Source organism: Dactylosporangium sp. NPDC005555 (assembly GCF_040605635.1).
Lineage (GTDB): Bacteria > Actinomycetota > Actinomycetes > Mycobacteriales > Micromonosporaceae > Dactylosporangium.
On sequence record NZ_JBEXDG010000075.1, the window covers coordinates 1 to 16,621 of the forward strand.

Below are 16,621 nucleotides of genomic sequence, written 5' to 3' on the forward strand. Positions count from 1 at the left end.
TATCTTTTTTCCCATTCCTAACACTCCCCACATATTGTTTACGCCCCCCACGGCTTGGTCCACCCCGGCTTGCCGCCCGGGGGGGCGCGCCGCAACCCCCCCCCCCCGCCCGCGGCATTCCGGCTGAAAGTTTCGCGCGGACACGCCACCGAAAATATTTCGGCGACTGTCGGCCGTCTTAAATCTCTGAACATCCTGTCACAAGGATTGACGCAGGGCGATTTGCCCTGCCAAGGTGCCGAAAAGGATTTCGTCGATGCGCATCGGCTCCGCCCCCACCCTTGTGAAAGGGAGTCCGAACCATGCCCGGATCCAGAACCAACCGCCTGGTCGTCGCGGCCGTCGCCGCGCTCGGCCTCGTGGCCACCGGCGCCTTCGTGGGCACCGCGTCCGCCGGTGAAGGCACCATCCGAAGTGTCGGGGTGCCCGCCAACGACACCGCCAAAGGGCTCGTCTACGACGGCCTGCAGCGCCGGCCCGCCGGACCCTGCGGCGCGGGCCTGCTCGAGGTCAAGGGCACCAGCCCGATCATGTGCACGCACGGGCCGGACACCGCCCCCGCCGGCCTGTCGGTCAAGACCAGCGTGCCCGCCCTGGCGGGCACGACGGGCACCGCCGCGGCGGCGGCCGCGCAGACCCTCGCGGTCTGCGAGGGTGACGGCACCAGCGGCCGGCGGGTCGAGGTGCTGTACATCCACGGCACGACCAGCCGGTACTCGCAGTACCTGGAGACGTTCCGCACCCTCGCCGAGGGCGTGGACACGATCTTCAACGAGAGCGCCAAGGAGACGGGCGGCGAGCGGCACGTCCGGTACGTCACCGAAACCGTCAACGGCGCGTGCCGGCCGGTCGTGCGGGACGTGAAGATCGCCGACGCCGCGCTGAACGCCAACGACTGGGCGCCGCTGCTCAACGCCGTCAAGGCGGCCGGCTACAACCGCACGGACCGCAAGTACCTGCAGTTCGTCGACGCCAACGTGTACTGCGGGATCGGCGGCCTGGCCGGCGACACCCGCAAGAGCGACGCGAACCGGTCCAACACCGGGCCCGAATACGCGCGGGCGGACAACGGCTGCTGGTCGGCCGGGGTCGCGGCGCACGAGCTCGGTCACACGCTCGGCGCAGTCAACAACAACGCGCCGAACGCGTCCGGCTACGGGCACTGCACCGACGAGTGGGACGTCATGTGCTACAAGGACGGCGACAACGTCGTCATCCGCACGGTGTGCACGAACCGGTCCCACGACGACCGGCTCGACTGCAACCACGACGACTACTACCACACCAACCCGCCGGCCGGTTCCTACCTGGCGCAGTACTACAACGTCGCCGACAACCTGTTCCTCATCAAGGGCGGCGGCAGCAACCCCCCGCCGCCGGACAGCAACCTGGCCCGGTCGGCGACGGCAAGCGCGTCGTTCACCTCGGCGTGGGAGTCGGTCGCGGCGATCAACGACGGCATCGACCCGTCGTCGTCGAACGACACGGTCAACCCGCGCTGGGGCACCTGGCCGAACAGCGGCCAGCAGTGGGCCGAGCTGACCTGGTCCGCCAACGTCTCGCTCAGGCGGGCGCAGGTGTACCTGTTCGACGACAACCAGGGCATCGACCTGCCGTCGAGCTGGAAGCTGCAGTACTGGACGGGCAGCGCCTACGCCGATGTCCCCGGCACCTATCCGGTCGCGGCGAACACGTACAACACCGTCACCTTCACGGCGGTCAGCACCACCCGCCTGCGGGTCGTGCTGCAGTCCAACGGCACCAACTCGGTCGGCCTGCTCGAGGTCAAGGCGTACGCGAGCTGACCACCGCCGTGGGCCCGCGCCCGTCCGCAGTGGACGCGCGGGCCCACGCGACGACCGGCGGGACCAGCGTGCCGAGGACCAGCTCCTCGGCACGCTGGTCCCGACCGACCGCGTCAGGAACAACGCCACCGACACCCCGTTGCCGAACGTGTTTGATCAGCGTCGCACCCGCAGCGGCCCGGCCTCCGGAAGTATGCCCGTCATTAGACAAGACGTACGTACGGTTTGGGAAGTCGCCGCCGGGGCCTACTGTGCTGATCAACACGGACCGTCGCGCCGATGCTTGCAACGATGCAACGATGGGCGGACGGCAGAGCGCGTGACCTTGGAAGGATGACGGTGTCGGCACAGGAAAAACTTGACTCGATCTTCACCACGGTGGTCCGCCGCAATCCCGGCGAGAGCGAGTTCCACCAGGCGGTCCGAGAGGTGCTCGACAGCGTCGCCCCCGCCCTGGAGAAGCACCCGGAGTACGCCCAGGCGAAGATCATCGAGCGGATCTGCGAGCCGGAGCGGCAGATCATCTTCCGGGTGCCCTGGGAGGACGACCGGGGCGAGGTGCACATCAACCGCGGGTTCCGGGTCGAGTTCAACTCCGCGCTGGGACCGTACAAGGGGGGCCTGCGGTTCCACCCCTCGGTCTACCTGGGGATCGTCAAGTTTCTCGGGTTCGAGCAGCTGTTCAAGAACGCCCTGACCGGCATGCCGATCGGCGGCGGGAAGGGCGGGTCGGACTTCGACCCGAAGGGCCGCTCCGACCGTGAGGTGATGCGGTTCTGCCAGTCGTTCATGACCGAGTTGTACCGCCACATCGGCGAGTACACGGACGTGCCCGCCGGCGACATCGGCGTCGGCGGCCGGGAGATCGGCTTCCTGTTCGGCCAGTACAAGCGGATCACGAACCGCTACGAGTCCGGCGTGCTCACCGGTAAGGGCCTCGCCTACGGCGGTGCCCAGGTGCGCCGGGAGGCGACCGGCTACGGCGCGGTGTTCTTCGCCGAGGAGATGCTGCGCGCCGCCGGCGACAGCATGGACGGCAAGCGCGTGGTGGTGTCCGGCTCCGGCAACGTGGCGATCTACGCGATCGAGAAGGTGCACCAGCTCGGCGGCCGCGTGGTCGCCTGCTCCGACTCGTCCGGCTACCTGCTCGACGAGAAGGGCATCGACGTGGCGGCCCTCAAGGAGGTCAAGGAGGTCCGGCGGGAACGCCTCGGCGAGTACGCACGGCACCGCCCGCACGCGACCTTCGTGCCGGGTGGATCGCTGTGGCGGGACGTGCCGTGCGAGATCGCTCTCCCGTGCGCCACGCAGAACGAGATCGACGCGGACGACGCGGCCGCGCTGATCGCCGGTGGCTGCACCGCCGTCGTCGAGGGCGCCAACATGCCGACGACACCGGCGGCGGTCCGCCTGTTCACCGAGGCCGGCGTGCGCTTCGCGCCGGGCAAGGCCGCCAACGCCGGCGGGGTCGCGGCCAGCGCCCTGGAGATGCAGCAGAACGCCAGCCGCGACTCGTGGACGTTCGAGCACTCCGAGCAGCGGCTGCACGGCATCATGCGCGACATCCACGCCCGCTGCCACGCCACCGCCGAGGAGTACGGCATGCCGGGCAACTACGTCGCCGGCGCGAACATCGACGGATTCCGGATGGTCGCCGAGGCAATGCTCGCCCAAGGGCTGATCTGACGCACCTCACGCGTTCTGGCGCTCGGCGCGCTGCCGGATCAGCTCCTCGACCGGGGACGGCAGGGTGGTCTCGAAGTCGATGAGCTTCGCCCAGGTGGGGGTGACGACGACACGGACCATGCCGTCGTACAGGGAGCGGACCTCGGCCTCCCACTCGACACGCTGCTCGGCGGACATCTCATAGGTGCCGTTCATCTGCAGGTACTCCGCCGGGATGCCGTCGACGACGTCGAGCTCGGCGCGGCCGCGGATGAGCAGAATCCTCGGCGGGTGGACCTCGGTGTCGACGGTCAGGGCGACCATCGGGTTGGCGCGCAGCGCGTGCAGCTTCGGGGCGTTCTTCGTCGTGCACATGACGATCTCCACGCCGTTCCAGGTGAAGGCGATCGGGATGCTGCGCGGCGTGCCGTCCTTGGCGACGTACGCCAGGCGCGTGATGTCCCGCGCCAGCAGCTCCTGGCTGACCGGCCGGTTCAGGACCTCGGCGATCTCGTGCTGCTGCATGGTGGTGGCTCCTTCGTCGGCTCATGTCGTTTCCCCGGGACGGAGCCGACCGGCCGTTCTCGACAGCCGAGCCGCGGATATTTCGACGATCTACCGCTGAGCGGCGAGGAGGGTGTCGCCGGTCGGGGTGCGGTAGTAGAGGACCGAGCGGCCCGAGCGGCGCCTGGTGACGAGGCCGGCGTCGAGCAGAACGCGCAGGTGGCCGCCGACGGAGCCGAGGCCGGTGCCGGTCAGGGCGACCAGCTGGGTGGTGCTGAGCGGCGTGGCGAGCAGGGTCAGGACCGTGGCGCGCAGCGGGCCGAGCAGCCGGGCGAGGGCGTCGGACTGGGCAGGACCCGGCTCCGCGAGCCAGCCCGTGCAGGGATAGATGACGGCGTACGACGTGGGCGGCTCGTCCCACCCGACCCAGCCCCGGGCGGCCGTGGTGGGGATGAAGAGCAGCGACGCGCCGGTGACGTCCAGCGGCGCGTAGTCGTAGGTGTTGATCTGCAGGCGGCCGTCGCCGAGCCAGCGCATGCCGGGGCGCATCCCGTCCAGGACGGCCGCCCAGCCGCCCGTGCTGAGCCGGTCCGTCCGGGACACGATGTCGGCCTCGAAGACCCGCCGCAGCCGGGGCCAGCCCGGTCGCACCAGATGCGACCACACCCAGTCGACGAGGTCGGCGGCGCGGCCGGCGAGACCGGGCGCACGCAGCACGTCGGGCACGGCGCCGTCCAGGCCGAGGTGGGAGACGGCCAGCTCATCCGGCGTGCGGCGCAGCCGGGCCAGCTCGGTCTGCAACGTCTCGCCGGGCGTGGCGGGCGGCGCGACCAGGAAGTCCGCGATCCAGCCGGGGCGGATCGCGGCGCGCAGGAACGGGCGGACGAACGGGTCCCCGGCGAAATGCGCGTCGAACGCCGGACGGTGCGCGGCGAGCCACTCCCGCTGCGGCGCGGACACGGCGTGCTGGCCGCCGATCGCGGACAGGCACGCGACCGTCTCGGCGAGCGGGGACACGACGAACCGGCTCCCCGCGAGGACGTCGATCCCGATCCGCCAGAACCCCACGTTTCGCCTCCATCCGAAACTGTACGCGCCGCCGGTACCGGCGCCGCAGGATGCCGATCATGCGCACCTATCGACAACTGTTCGGCACGCCGGAGTTCACCGCCCTGTTCGGGACCCTGTCGGGGCAGGTCGCGGCGGGGACGGTGGCCGGCATCGGGCTCGGCACGCTCGTGTACGCGGCCACCGGCTCGCCGCTGCTGTCGGCGCTGAGCATGTTCGGCGCGTCGTTCGCGCAGCTGATCGGCGCGGCGACGCTGCTGTCGTGGGCGGACCGGGTGCCGCCGCGGGCCGCGCTCACCGGGCTCGCCGTGTTCGCCGCCGTCACCACCGCCGTGCTCGCCGTGCCGGGTCTGCCGATCGCGGCGCTGTTCGCCGTGGTGTTCGCCCAGGGCCTGGCCGCTTCCGTCGGCGGTGGCGTCCGGTACGGCCTCCTCGCCGAGATCCTCCCGGCCGACGGCTACATCCTGGGCCGGTCGCTGCTGAACATGTCGGTCGGCGCCATGCAGATCCTCGGCTTCGCCGCCGGCGGCGCCCTCGTCGCGGCCGTGTCACCGCGCGGCGCGGTGCTCGCCGGGGCGGCGCTGCAGGCGGTGTCGGCGCTGGTCGCCCGCTTCGGCCTCACCCGCCGCGCGCCGCGCGCCACGGACCGCCCGTCGGTGCGGGCCACCTGGCGCGGCAACCGTCAGGTATGGCAGCCGGGGGTCTACATCGCGATGTGGGTGCCGAACGGGCTCATCGTCGGCTGCGAGGCGCTGTTCGTGCCGTACTCGCCGGCCGCCGCCAGCGTCCTGTTCGTCACCGCCGCGATCGGCATGCTCGCCGGCGACGCGATCGCCGGCCGTTTCGTGCCGCCGCGGCTGCGGTACCGGCTGAGCGGCCCCATGCGCTGGCTGCTGGCCGCACCGTATCTGCTGTTCTTCCTCGAGCCGTCGCTGCCGGTCGCCGCGGCGCTCGCCGGGGTCGCGTCCATCGGCTACGGCGCCACGCTGCTGCTGCAGGACCGGCTCCTCGCCACCACCCCGCAGGCGCTGCACGGCCAGGCGCTGGGCCTGTTCGGCTCGGGGCTGCTCGCCATGCAGGCGGTCGGCGCCACCCTCGGTGGCCTCATCGCCCAGCACGTCTCCCCCGGCCGCGCGATGGGCATCCTCGCCGTCGGATCCCTGCTGACCTCGGTCGCCCTGTTCGCGGGCAACCGGTTCGCGGCGCCGCGCCCGCAGCCGGTCGTGGCGCGCTGACGCCGGGTGACCGCCGGTCGGCACCATCACCGGCATTGGCCGGTGAGGAGACGCTCGCGGGCGAGGACCGTCCCGCCGTGCACCGCGCCGCAGCCCTGCTCTACCGCCTGGTCGCCGACCTCGACACGCCGTGACCACCGCCGGACGCACCACCGTCGGCCGACCGGCGGTCGGTCGAGAGGCCGGTGAGTTCGCGGTACGCGCCGAAGATGGACGTCGTCAGCTCGGCCAGGTCCGTGGTCGGGTCGTAGTGCGCCGGTGTCGTGCCGTGCGGGTGGGACAGGACGGTGTCGGCACGGTGGACGGCGGCGACGGCGGCGCGGACGGCGGTGGCGTCGCGGATCAGGTCGACGCACTCGCCGGCGAGGCACTTCAGCACCTGGGCGCGGCGGGTGATCTCGGCCTCCAGGTCGGCCAGCGAGGTGCGGACGCGGGCGCGGCGGTCGGCGAGGGCTTCGCGCAGTGCCGTCGGGCCGGCGGGCAGCCGGGACTCGGCGAGGGTCAGGTCGGCGAGCTGCTCGTCGAGGGCCGCGCGGGTGTGCAGCAGCTCAGCGAGGGTCCACAGCGACCCGGCGAGCGCCTCGCGCGGCGTGGGCACGGGGGTCAGGTCGCCGAGGCGGGGCCACAGCAGCAGGATCGTCTGCGCGGCGCTGAACGCGTCGGCGAACACGGCCGCCTCGGCGGGGCGGCGCAGGGCGCGGTGGCGGTGCTCCCAGCCGTGCCGGAGCGCCGACGTGCCGGCCCGGCGCTGGGCGACGCCGACGAGCGGGGTGAGCAGGACCGACGCGGCGGTGCTGGTCGCCGGCCACGCCCCGGCGCGGCGGGGCGGGCCGGGGTGGGTGGTGGGGCGGTCCGGGATGAGGTGGACGATGCCGTCGCGGCCGGCGCGGGACACCGGCCCGGCGAAGGTCGGCTCGTCGAGCGCGACGACGCAACCGCCGGCACCGTCGAGCACGACGAACAGCAGGTCGTCCGCGGCCACAGCGCCAGTCTAACGACGGCCGGGCGATCGAATAGCATGGCTTCGTCGAAGGGACCGCCTTGAGCAATCTCACCCCGGCGCAGATCGGCCGGCTCCGGAAGGCGCGCCGCTGGTTCTGGATCGAGATCCTGGCCGCCGCGGTCGTCATCATCGGCGGCATCGCGCTCATGATCGTGACCGACTACGAGATCTGGGCCGCGGCCGGCGCCGTCGTCGGCGGGTTCCTGATCCGCGTCGCGTTCCAGCTCTGGTCGCAGCACGCGGTCAACGCCGGGCTCAACGCCCTCGGCGCGAAGGCCGCCCTCGACGCGGACCGGGACCGGCGCACCGGCCGTGACCAGCTCACCAAGCGGGAGCGGGCGAGGCGGGCGACCGTGCAGGCGAACATCATGACGGGCCTCGGCGTGCTGAGCGGGGCACTGCTGATCGCCGCGGTGGTCGTCTTCTTCCAGCACGCCGGACGGACCGCGGAGGAGGGCGCACCGCTGGACCTGTGGATCCCGATCAGCCTCGGGACCGGCGTCGCCGCCCTGATCGCGACGCCGCTGCTGCTGAGCCGGGCGAAACAGCTCCGCCCGAGGTAGACACGCTGCCGGGTGCGAAGGGAGCACCGTAGAGTGCGGCAATGGGGCATCCCGCACTGAGCGACGCCGTCAGCACGCCGTTCTGGCTGGACGGCGACAACCGAGCGCCGCACGCACCGCTGCGCGGGGCGACGACCGCGGACCTGGCGGTGGTCGGCGGCGGGTTCAGCGGGCTGTGGACGGCGCTGCTGGCCAAGGAACGCGACCCGGGGCTGGACGTCGTGGTCCTCGAAGGCCGGCGGATCGGCTGGGCCGCCACCGGGCGCAACGGCGGCTTCTGCGCGGGCAGCCTCACCCACGGGCTCGCCAACGGCGCGGACCGGTTCCCGGACGAGATCGGCACCCTGGAGCGGCTCGGCGGGGAGAACCTCGACGGGATCGAGGCGACGCTGCGCCGGCACGGCATCGACTGCGGCTTCGAGCGCACCGGCGAGCTGTCGGTGGCGACCGCGCCGTGGCAGGTCGACGGGCTCCGCGAGCACCTGGGCCTGGCGGAGCGGCTGGGGCGGCGGGTCGAGTTCCTCGACCGGGACGCGATCCGCGCGGAGGTCCACGCCGCGACCTACGAGGCCGGGGTGTGGGACCGCGACGGCACCGCGATGCTCGACCCGGCGCGCCTCGCGTGGGGGCTCGCCGACGCGTGCGCGAGGCTCGGCGTGCGCTTCCACGAGGGCACCCGGGTCACCGGCGTCTCGCCCGCCGGCGCCGGTCTGCGGGTGCGCACATCCGACGGTGAGGTGACCGCGGCGAAGGTGGCGCTCGGCACGGGGGCGTTCCGGTCGCCGTTGCGGCGGGTCCGGCCGTTCATCGTCCCCGTGTACGACTACGCGCTCATGACCGAGCCGCTGAGCGCCGGACAGCTCGCGTCGATCGGCTGGGCCCGGCGGCAGGGCATCGGCGACGCGGCGAACCAGTTCCACTACTACCGGCTCACCGGTGACAACCGCATCCTGTGGGGCGGCTACGACGCCGTCTACTACAACGGCGGCGGCATCCGTCCCGCGTACGAGCAGCGACCGTCCACATCGGACAAGCTGGCGGCGCACTTCTTCGACACGTTCCCGCAACTGGAGGGGCTGCGGTTCACGCACGCCTGGGGCGGCGTCGTCGACACGTGCTCGCGGTTCTGCGCGTTCTTCGGCACCGGGCACGGCGGGCGGCTCGCGTACGCCGCCGGGTACACCGGCCTCGGCGTCGGCGCGACCCGCTTCGGCGCGCAGGTGATGCTGGACCTGCTCAGCGGACGGTCCACGCCGCTGACCCGGCTGCGGATGGTCCGGTCGATGCCGGTGCCGTTCCCGCCCGAGCCGGTCCGGTCCGGGGTGATCCAGCTGACCCGCTGGTCGATCGCCCGCGCCGACGCGCACGAGGGCCGGCGCAACGCATGGCTGCGCACCCTGGACCGGCTCGGCCTCGGCTTCGACTCCTGACCCCACCGCAGCGCCGGGTTCGGCGCGTTCCTGGCCGGGGACCCGACGCCGCGGTGGAGGTCGCGGCTCAGATCGTGAAGCCGCCGTCGACGTTGACGGTGGCGCCGGTGATGTACCGGCCGTCGGGGCCCGCGAGGAACGCGACCGCGGCGGCCACGTCGGCCGGGTCCGCGTAGTGCCCGAGCGCGGTGAAACCGTTGATGGCGCCCGCGTCGGGGCCGTCGGCCGGGTTGAGGTCCGTGTCGGTCGCGCCCGGGTTGACGAGGTTGACCGTGATCGCCCGCGGACCCAGCTCCCGGCCGAGCGACTTCGTCAGGCCGATCAGCGCCGTCTTGCTCATCGCGTACAGCGCGAAGCCCGGAAACACGACCCGCTCCGCCACGTTGCTGCCGATGTTGATGATCCGGCCGCCCGCCGCCATGTGCCGCACCGCCGCCTGCGTGGCGACGAACGGCGCACGGACGTTGACCGCCACCGTCTGGTCGAACTCGCCGAGGCTCAGCTCCTCTATCGGGCCGAGCAGGAACGCGCCGGCGTTGTTGACGAGGATGTCGAGCCGGCCGAGCTCCTCCGCGGCGCGGTCGACGGCGCCGGTCACCGCGGCCGGGTCGGCGCTGTCGGCCTGGATGACCAGGGCACGGCGACCGGTCGCGGTCACGGCGCCGGCGAGTTCCGCCGCCCGCCGCCGGTCGTGCTGAAACGTGAGCGCCACGTCGGCGCCCTGGGCGGCCAGGCGCCGCACCACGGCGGCGCCGATCCCGCGCCCGCCGCCGGTCACCAGTGCCACCTTGCCTTCGAGCGTGTTCGTCGTCATGCGGATCAGCCTGCCGCGCACCACATGCGCCCGTCTGGCGGCGATCGGACGCGGCGTTGCGCTGCGGCATGCCGTGGTCATGACGGTGCGATCGGCGGCATTCGATCTCGACGGGACGCTGACGCGTGGGCCGGCATGTCTTGAGGCGACCGCGCTGCACGCCCAGCCGGCCGGCTACCCGCGGCCCGGCATGGCGCTGGGCCGGAGGCGTCCGGCGCTGCGCGTCTCCCGGTCTACTTCGTCGCGTGGATGCGTTCGATGGAGCCCGCCTTGCGCCGCTCCACCGCCACGACCTGGAACCCGGCGGCGCGGACGAGCGGCAGCTGCCGGCGGGTGAAGTATTCCCCCGCCGTGCGCCGGGTGACCTGCTCCAGCAGCCATTGCGCGGCCCGGATCGGCGGCCAGCTGCTGCCGATGTGGTCCAGCAGCAGCAACCGCCCGCCGGGCACGAGGACGCGGTGCATCTCGGCGACCGCGGCGGCCGGATCGGGGATCGTGCACAACGCCAGCGCGCACACCACCGCGTCGAACGACGCGTCGGCGAACGGCAGGTGCTCCGCGTCCCCTTCGCGCAGGTCCGCGTCGCGGCCCAGGTCGGCGGCGCGCCGGCGGGCGATCGCCAGCATCGCCGGGCTCAGCTCCACCCCGGTCAGCGCGACGCCGTCGCGGTAGTGCGGCAGGCTCCGGCCGGTGCCGATCCCGACCTCGAGGACCCGCCCCTCGGCGCGCGCACCGAGCCACTCCCGCCCACCGGTGAACCAGATGCGTTCGAAGAGGGTGATCTGCTGGTCATACGTGGCCGCGCTGCGATCCCACACCCGCCTGCGCAGCTCAGTCGGATTGTCACCCACGTTGCCGGCCATGACGGTCCCCCTCCCCCGCACATCCGACTCTACGGCCTCGCACCCCTCCAGGCTCGGGCACAAGATTCCGGCAAGACCCCCGAACGGCCGGTGCGCACCCTCTTCCCTCGTCGTACATTGACCACAACAACTCTCGGGGGAGACACCGATGCTGTTCCTCGTGCTCGCAATCCTGGTGGCCGGCTCCGCAGTCAGCGGCCTGATCCTGCTGTCCTCCCGGCGAAAGGTCGACGGCATCCCGCGCGACCTCCGCCGCGCCGGCGACGAAGAACCCACCACCCCGGGCACCACCTTCCGCCGCGCCTTCGGCCGCAGCGCCTGGCAGATGCACAGCCAGGGCTGACCCGCCCCGACGACCCCGCCGCGGGACCACTCGCCAGCGGCCGGTGCTCCGCCAGGAAGCACCGCCGCGCCCGCACCGGGTGGCGTCAACTTGCCTGCGGTAGACGCTCGGCACCACTCGACCGGGCGTCCCGGACAGCATCGGCGATCCTGCCCACGAGTTGCAGCGCCTGATCCAGGGTGATGTCGTGCGCCAGGTCCGTCCCTGACCGGGTCACGAATGTGATGCCGATGAGCGACCGTTCTCCGCTCAACAACCTCTCGACGTTGACCCCGCACCCGGCCCGGTCATCGAACGGCACCGTGCAGTCGGGCACGCCCCCGCCGGGCGTCGACAGGGTGCAATCGCGGCGTTCCACCTGTGCTCCTCCGTGCACTATTCTGGGCAATGTCTGATGCGCGGGACACTCTCGTTCGCGACCCGTGTCACGCATCGGGTTTCCTACGATGAGGAGACCGGAGAAACGACGCGACCGGCAGATGTCGACGTGGTGACTGGGCTTTGTCACCAGTTGATGTCACCAGGTGGAATTGGACATTTGAGCGCATGGCTGAGCGGCAGGGCGACGCGGCGGAGCTGCCCGTGTGGGCGCGTCGTATTCGTGCGGAGCGGGCGGCCCGAGGATGGTCGCAGAATCAGGCCGTTGCGGCGCTTCGCGCGCATGCGGGCGACGACGTCAGGCTCGCCGGGACGTCCAGCCTGCTGCGCAATTGGAAGCGCTGGGAGGCCGGGGACGCTGAGCCGGACGGTTTTTACAAGCCGTTGGTCGCCGCGACGTTCGGCACGGTGACCGCCGCGTTCTTTCCCGCGCCGCAGTCGGACGTCCGTGGCACGGACATTCTTGGCGGCTCGGGCATGGACACGTTGGAGATCCTTGCCAGGTTGGGTGCGTCCGATGTCTCGCCGGCGGTGCTGGACGGTATGCACGTCGCCGTTGAGCGGCTGAACACCGACTACTCCCACGTGTCCCCCGTGGTGCTTGTCGAAGAGGGACAACGGTGGCTTCGGCGGCTCATTTCGCTGCGGGAGGGCAGGCTGTCGCTCGCGCAGCATCGCGAGGTCCTGTCGCTCGCCGGTCAGGTCGCGCGGCTGGTCGGCTGCGTCGAGTACGACATGGGACGCCGGACCGCGGCGGAAGCGACCCGCCGCGCCGCGCTGTCGCTGGGGCTCGAATCGGGCGACGCCGACGTCGTGGGATGGGCGCACGAGATGCGCAGCTGGTTCTCGCTGACCGAGGGGGACCACCGGGCCGCCATCGCAGCCGCGCAGGCCGGGCTCGCCGCGGCAGGCACCGCGCACAGCGTCGGGGTGCAGCTGTGGGCGCATCAGGCGAAGGCCTGGGCGAGGATCGGCGACCGCCGCCAGGTCGAGGTCGCGCTCGACCGCGGACGCGGCCTGCTGGAGGGGCTGCCGTGCCCGCAGAACCCGGGCGACCACTTCGTCGTCGACCCCTCGAAGTGGGACTTCTACACGATGGACTGCTACCGCCACGTCGGCGAGGACCGGCTGGCCGCGACGTACGCGGAGGAGGTCATCCGGTCGTCGAGCACACCGGACGGCGCCGTCCGGAAGCCGATGCGGGTCGCGGAGGCGCACATCACGCTCGGCGTGGTCGCCGCCAGAGCGGGCGACCTCGAAGCGGCGCTGGCGGCCGGGCAGGCGGCGCTCGCCGGTGACCGCCGGTCCCTGCCGTCGCTGGTCATGAACTCCCGCGAGCTGGCCGCCGAGCTGCAGCATCGGTACCCGGACGACGGGCGGGTCGCCGGGTACGTCGGCGAGCTGCGAGCGGCGGCGGCGGCCTGAAGCCTTACGGGGAGACCGGCGTCAGTGCCCGGCGGAGGCGGTGCTCTACCCGGTCGGCGGTGGCGAGGAGGTCGGGGGCGCGCAGGTGGTGGACGCGGGCGTTGTCCGAGGTGGCGCCGTGGCGGGCGAGCATTTCGGTCATGCGGGTGCGGATGTCGACCCGGGCGCCGTCGGGGCCGACGGTCTGGTCGGCGTAGGTGAGGGCGTCGGCGACCGGGGAGAGCTCGCGGGGGAACTCGGTCATCTCGTGCCGCAGGCCGCGGACCTCGGCGACGTAGCAGGCGCCGGAGTGGTGGGCGACGAGGGCGTTGACGCGGGCGGCCCAGCCGGCGGCGCGCAGGAAGCGGGCACCGTCCAGGGGGTGGAAGCCGGTGTCGTGGACCGGGGCGGCGTAGCCGATGTCGTGCAGCCAGGCGGCGGCGACGACGCGGTCGCGGTCGGCGGGGGCCATGGCGAGGGCGGCGCACAGCTCGGCGGCCCGGCGGGCGACGCCCGCGGTGTGCGCCCAGCGCTGCGGCAGGTCGGTGAGCAGCGCCGAAGCGAGCTGCCTGGCGGCGGAGACGTCGACCCGCTGCCGCACCATGGTCGTCATACCTACGACCGTAGGACGCGCACCTGCCGGTGCGCAGAGTCCCGGACGGAGTTCATGTCCGCATCATCTGTTGTTCATCTTTAGGGACCGAACAAGAACTGGTATACGTGACCATGCGCATTCTCGCGATCGACCAGGGGACGTCGGGCACGAAGGCCGTGGTCACCGATGCCCGGGGGACGGTCCTGGCGATCGCGGAGGAGCCGCTGCGCCCTTCGTACGACGCCGGTGGCGCCGTCGAGCAGGACCCCGTGGCGCTGCTCGGCTCCGTGCTCACCGCAGGGCGGCGAGCGGCGGAAGGACACCAGATCGACGCGGTCGCCCTGGCCAACCAGGGCGAGACGGTGCTTGCCTGGGACCGGGCCACCGGGGCGCCGCTCACCCCGGCGATCGTGTGGCAGGACCGGCGGGCGGAGTCGGTCTGCGCCGACCGGAAACCGTCAGCGCAGCGGGTCGCCGAGCTGACGGGGCTGGTCCTCGACCCGTATTTCTCCGCGCCGAAGATGCGCTGGATCCGTGACAACCTGACCACCGACGGTGTCGTCACCACCACCGACACGTGGCTCGTGCACCAGCTGTGCGGCGTGTTCGTCACCGACGCGTCGACCGCCAGCCGGTCGCTGCTGCTCGACCTCGACACCGGCGGGTGGAGCGGCGAGCTGCTCGACGTCTTCGGGCTCGGCGCCGAGCCGCTGCCGGACATCGTGGCCAGCGACACGATCGTCGGCACGACCCACGCGTTCGGCGGCGGCGGAGGGGCAGGCGGTGGCGTGCCGGTGACCGGGCTCATCGTCGACCAGCAGGCGGCGCTGCTCGCCGAGGCGTGCCTGGAGCCCGGCGAGGCGAAGTGCACCTACGGCACGGGCGCGTTCCTGCTCGCCCAGCTCGGCGTGACCCCGGGACGCTCGACGCAGGGCCTGTCGACGTCGATCGCGTGGCGGCTGCGGGACCGCATCGAGTACTGCGTCGACGGCCAGGTGTACACGGCGGCGTCCGCGGTCCGCTGGCTCGCCGACCTCAGTCTCATCCACGATGCCGACCAGCTCGACACCACGGCGGCGGACGACAACGGCGGGGTGCTGTGTGTGCCCGCCCTCGCCGGGCTCGCCGCCCCCTGGTGGGACTCGGGCGCCACCGCCTCGCTGACCGGGATGACGCTCAGCACCGGCCGCGGCGAGATCGTCCGCGCCGTCCTGGAGGGCGTCGCCGCGCAGGTGGCCGCCGTCGCGCGGCTGGCCGGCGACGACCTCGGCGCGCCGCTGACCCGGCTGCGGGTCGACGGCGGGCTCACCCGGTCGCGGGTCCTCATGCAGGCGCAGGCGGACCTCGCGCAGCTCCCGGTCGAGGTGTACCCGTCGCCGCACGCCACCCCGCTCGGCGCCGCCGCCTGCGCCGCGCTCGCCCTGGACCCGGCGCTCACCGCCGCGGACGTCACGGGCGGGTGGCGGCCGTCCGCGACGTACGAGCCACGGTGGTCACCCGACCGGGCCGCCGAGCACATGGCCCGCTGGCACGCGCTGGTGCGGCCGTGACCGGGTATGACGTCGCGGTCATCGGGGGCGGGATCGTCGGCGCCGCGATCGCCCGGCTGCTCGGCGGCAGCAGTCTCAGGACAGCCCTGGTCGAGGCCCGTGACGACGTCGGCGACGGCACCAGCAAGGCCAACACGGCGATCCTGCACACCGGGTTCGACGCCACCCCCGGCACCCTCGAAGCGCGGCTCGTCGCCCGGGGGTACGCGATGCTCGGCGACTACGCGGCGGCCACCGGCATCCCGGTCGAGCGCACCGGCGCGTTGCTGGTCGCATGGAACGACGAGCAGCTCCGGACGCTGCCGAAGCTCCGCGAGAAGGCGTTGCGCAACTCGTACACCGGCTGCGAGATCATCGCGAGCGCCGATGTCTATCGGATGGTCCCCGACCTCGGGCCCGGCGCGCTCGGCGGCATGACCGTGCCCGGCGAGTCGATCACCTGCACGTGGACGACGAACCTGGCCCTCGCCACCGACGCGGTCAACCGGGGGGTCACGCTCCTGCGCGGGCACCGCGTGACGGCCGTCGAGGTCGGTCCTGATTTCAGCCGCCTCGCGTGTACGACCGGCGACATCACCGCCCGCTGGGTCGTCAACGCCGCGGGGCTCGGCGCCGACACCATCGACCGCCTGTTCGGCAACGAACGCTTCACGGTGACGCCGCGCCGCGGGGAGCTCTTCGTGTTCGACAAGGCCGCCCGGCCCCTGGTGCCGTGCATCGTGCTGCCCGTGCCGTCGGCGGCCGGCAAGGGCGTCCTCGTCAGCCCCACCGTCTACGGCAACGTCATGCTCGGCCCGACTGCCGAGGACCTCTCCGCCGCGGACCCCGCCGACCGGACCGCGACCGGCACGTCGGAGCGGGGCCTGCGGTTCCTGCTGGACAAGGGCCGCGAGCTGATGCCGCGCCTGCTCGACGAGGAGGTCACCGCCACCTATGCGGGGCTCCGCGCGGCGATCGACCGCGACGACTACCTCATCGACGTCGACGCGGCGCGGCGGTACGTGCTGGTCGGCGGCATCCGGTCGACGGGGCTGACCGCGGGGATGGCGATCGCCGCGCACGTGGGCGACCTGCTCGCGGGCCACCTGGACCTGACGCCCCGCACCGTCCTGCCGGACCCGCCACGGATGCCGAACCTCGGCGAGGCCTTCACCCGCCCGTTCCAGGACGCCGCGGCGATCGCCGCGGACCCTTCGTACGGGCGGATCGTCTGCTTCTGCGAGCGGGTCACCAGGGGTGAGATCCGCGACGCCTACCTGTCCCCGATCCCCCCTGCCGACCTGAACGGGCTGCGCCGGCGGACGCGCGCGATGAACGGACGCTGCCAGGGCTTCTACTGCGGCGCCGAGCTCCGGTCGCTGGTCGAGACCCGGGGCGGCTCCTTGTGAACGAGGTGAACGA

The 16,621-nt window shown here is 72.7% G+C and carries 16 protein-coding genes; 9 read left to right on the plus strand and 7 right to left on the minus strand.

Translation table 11 applies throughout. The features are described from left to right. Positions 1-302: 302 nt before the first annotated feature. Together ABZS58_RS45080 and gdhA are read left to right on the plus strand one after the other, a co-directional pair. Positions 303-1,805 (plus strand): hypothetical protein, encoded by a 1,503-nt coding sequence (locus ABZS58_RS45080; RefSeq protein ID WP_354790363.1) that lies wholly within the window; start codon positions 303-305, stop codon positions 1,803-1,805. Between the two features lie 339 nt (positions 1,806-2,144). Beyond that, positions 2,145-3,491, plus strand: a complete 1,347-nt coding sequence (gdhA, locus tag ABZS58_RS45085; protein WP_354790364.1) for an NADP-specific glutamate dehydrogenase — start codon at positions 2,145-2,147, stop codon at positions 3,489-3,491. A gap of 6 nt (positions 3,492-3,497) precedes the next feature. Here gdhA and ABZS58_RS45090 read toward each other — a convergent pair whose 3' ends face one another. Beyond that, positions 3,498-3,995 carry a pyridoxamine 5'-phosphate oxidase family protein gene (locus ABZS58_RS45090; protein ID WP_354790365.1) on the minus strand — a complete coding sequence of 166 codons (498 nt, stop codon included), beginning with the start codon at positions 3,993-3,995 and terminating at the stop codon, positions 3,498-3,500. 90 nt (positions 3,996-4,085) lie between these two features. Next, a complete protein-coding gene (locus ABZS58_RS45095) occupies positions 4,086-5,042 on the minus strand; it encodes a transcriptional regulator (RefSeq protein WP_354790367.1) in 957 nt (318 codons plus the stop codon). Positions 5,043-5,101: 59 nt separating this feature from the next. Here ABZS58_RS45095 and ABZS58_RS45100 point away from each other — a divergent pair, with 59 nt between their 5' ends. Beyond that, positions 5,102-6,277 carry an MFS transporter gene (locus tag ABZS58_RS45100; RefSeq protein ID WP_354790369.1) on the plus strand — a complete coding sequence of 392 codons (1,176 nt, stop codon included), beginning with the start codon at positions 5,102-5,104 and terminating at the stop codon, positions 6,275-6,277. 100 nt (positions 6,278-6,377) lie between these two features. Here the strand turns inward: ABZS58_RS45100 and ABZS58_RS45105 are convergent, their stop codons facing one another. Beyond that, complete coding sequence (locus tag ABZS58_RS45105; RefSeq protein ID WP_354790370.1) at positions 6,378-7,259, minus strand: hypothetical protein; 882 nt, start codon at positions 7,257-7,259, stop codon at positions 6,378-6,380. A gap of 59 nt (positions 7,260-7,318) precedes the next feature. On the opposite strand from ABZS58_RS45105, the gene ABZS58_RS45110 reads away from it, so the two are divergent. Then, entirely contained in the window at positions 7,319-7,843 is a 525-nt protein-coding gene (locus ABZS58_RS45110; protein WP_354790372.1) for a hypothetical protein, read from the plus strand. A gap of 41 nt (positions 7,844-7,884) precedes the next feature. Further along, a complete protein-coding gene (locus ABZS58_RS45115; protein ID WP_354790374.1) occupies positions 7,885-9,273 on the plus strand; it encodes an FAD-dependent oxidoreductase in 1,389 nt (462 codons plus the stop codon). A 67-nt stretch (positions 9,274-9,340) separates the two neighbouring features. On the opposite strand, the gene ABZS58_RS45120 is transcribed toward ABZS58_RS45115, so the two are convergent. Together ABZS58_RS45120 and ABZS58_RS45125 are read right to left on the minus strand one after the other, a co-directional pair. Then, on the minus strand, positions 9,341-10,087 hold the full coding sequence (locus ABZS58_RS45120) for an SDR family oxidoreductase (RefSeq protein WP_354790375.1): 747 nt from the start codon (positions 10,085-10,087) through the stop codon (positions 9,341-9,343). 233 nt (positions 10,088-10,320) lie between these two features. Continuing rightward, complete coding sequence (locus tag ABZS58_RS45125) at positions 10,321-10,950, minus strand: class I SAM-dependent methyltransferase (RefSeq protein ID WP_354790377.1); 630 nt, start codon at positions 10,948-10,950, stop codon at positions 10,321-10,323. 148 nt (positions 10,951-11,098) lie between these two features. On the opposite strand from ABZS58_RS45125, the gene ABZS58_RS45130 reads away from it, so the two are divergent. Then, on the plus strand, positions 11,099-11,293 hold the full coding sequence (locus ABZS58_RS45130) for a hypothetical protein (protein WP_354790379.1): 195 nt from the start codon (positions 11,099-11,101) through the stop codon (positions 11,291-11,293). Between the two features lie 85 nt (positions 11,294-11,378). Here the strand turns inward: ABZS58_RS45130 and ABZS58_RS45135 are convergent, their stop codons facing one another. Next, complete coding sequence (locus tag ABZS58_RS45135; RefSeq protein ID WP_354790380.1) at positions 11,379-11,651, minus strand: hypothetical protein; 273 nt, start codon at positions 11,649-11,651, stop codon at positions 11,379-11,381. 188 nt (positions 11,652-11,839) lie between these two features. On the opposite strand from ABZS58_RS45135, the gene ABZS58_RS45140 reads away from it, so the two are divergent. After that, on the plus strand, positions 11,840-13,096 hold the full coding sequence (locus tag ABZS58_RS45140) for an XRE family transcriptional regulator (RefSeq protein ID WP_354790382.1): 1,257 nt from the start codon (positions 11,840-11,842) through the stop codon (positions 13,094-13,096). A 4-nt stretch (positions 13,097-13,100) separates the two neighbouring features. Here the strand turns inward: ABZS58_RS45140 and ABZS58_RS45145 are convergent, their stop codons facing one another. Continuing rightward, on the minus strand, positions 13,101-13,688 hold the full coding sequence (locus tag ABZS58_RS45145) for an HD domain-containing protein (protein ID WP_354790383.1): 588 nt from the start codon (positions 13,686-13,688) through the stop codon (positions 13,101-13,103). A gap of 113 nt (positions 13,689-13,801) precedes the next feature. Here ABZS58_RS45145 and ABZS58_RS45150 point away from each other — a divergent pair, with 113 nt between their 5' ends. Together ABZS58_RS45150 and ABZS58_RS45155 are read left to right on the plus strand one after the other, a co-directional pair. Beyond that, positions 13,802-15,220 (plus strand): FGGY family carbohydrate kinase, encoded by a 1,419-nt coding sequence (locus ABZS58_RS45150; protein WP_354790434.1) that lies wholly within the window; start codon positions 13,802-13,804, stop codon positions 15,218-15,220. Further along, positions 15,217-16,608, plus strand: coding sequence for an NAD(P)/FAD-dependent oxidoreductase (locus ABZS58_RS45155; protein WP_354790384.1), 1,392 nt, complete (start codon positions 15,217-15,219; stop codon positions 16,606-16,608). Before ABZS58_RS45150 ends, ABZS58_RS45155 begins: the two co-directional genes overlap by 4 nt. Positions 16,609-16,621 lie beyond the last annotated feature (13 nt).

Excerpts from the sequence above, each read along its gene's own strand:
- ABZS58_RS45140 (WP_354790382.1), top strand. The coding sequence starts at position 11,840 with ATGGCTGAGCGGCAGGGCGACGCGGCGGAGCTGCCCGTGTGGGCGCGT.
- ABZS58_RS45145 (WP_354790383.1), bottom strand. The coding sequence starts at position 13,688 with ATGACGACCATGGTGCGGCAGCGGGTCGACGTCTCCGCCGCCAGGCAG.
- ABZS58_RS45100 (WP_354790369.1), top strand. The coding sequence starts at position 5,102 with ATGCGCACCTATCGACAACTGTTCGGCACGCCGGAGTTCACCGCCCTG.
- ABZS58_RS45080 (WP_354790363.1), top strand. The coding sequence starts at position 303 with ATGCCCGGATCCAGAACCAACCGCCTGGTCGTCGCGGCCGTCGCCGCG.
- ABZS58_RS45125 (WP_354790377.1), bottom strand. The coding sequence starts at position 10,950 with ATGGCCGGCAACGTGGGTGACAATCCGACTGAGCTGCGCAGGCGGGTG.
- ABZS58_RS45120 (WP_354790375.1), bottom strand. The coding sequence starts at position 10,087 with ATGACGACGAACACGCTCGAAGGCAAGGTGGCACTGGTGACCGGCGGC.
- ABZS58_RS45150 (WP_354790434.1), top strand. The coding sequence starts at position 13,802 with ATGCGCATTCTCGCGATCGACCAGGGGACGTCGGGCACGAAGGCCGTG.
- ABZS58_RS45130 (WP_354790379.1), top strand. The coding sequence starts at position 11,099 with ATGCTGTTCCTCGTGCTCGCAATCCTGGTGGCCGGCTCCGCAGTCAGC.
- ABZS58_RS45115 (WP_354790374.1), top strand. The coding sequence starts at position 7,885 with ATGGGGCATCCCGCACTGAGCGACGCCGTCAGCACGCCGTTCTGGCTG.
- ABZS58_RS45090 (WP_354790365.1), bottom strand. The coding sequence starts at position 3,995 with ATGCAGCAGCACGAGATCGCCGAGGTCCTGAACCGGCCGGTCAGCCAG.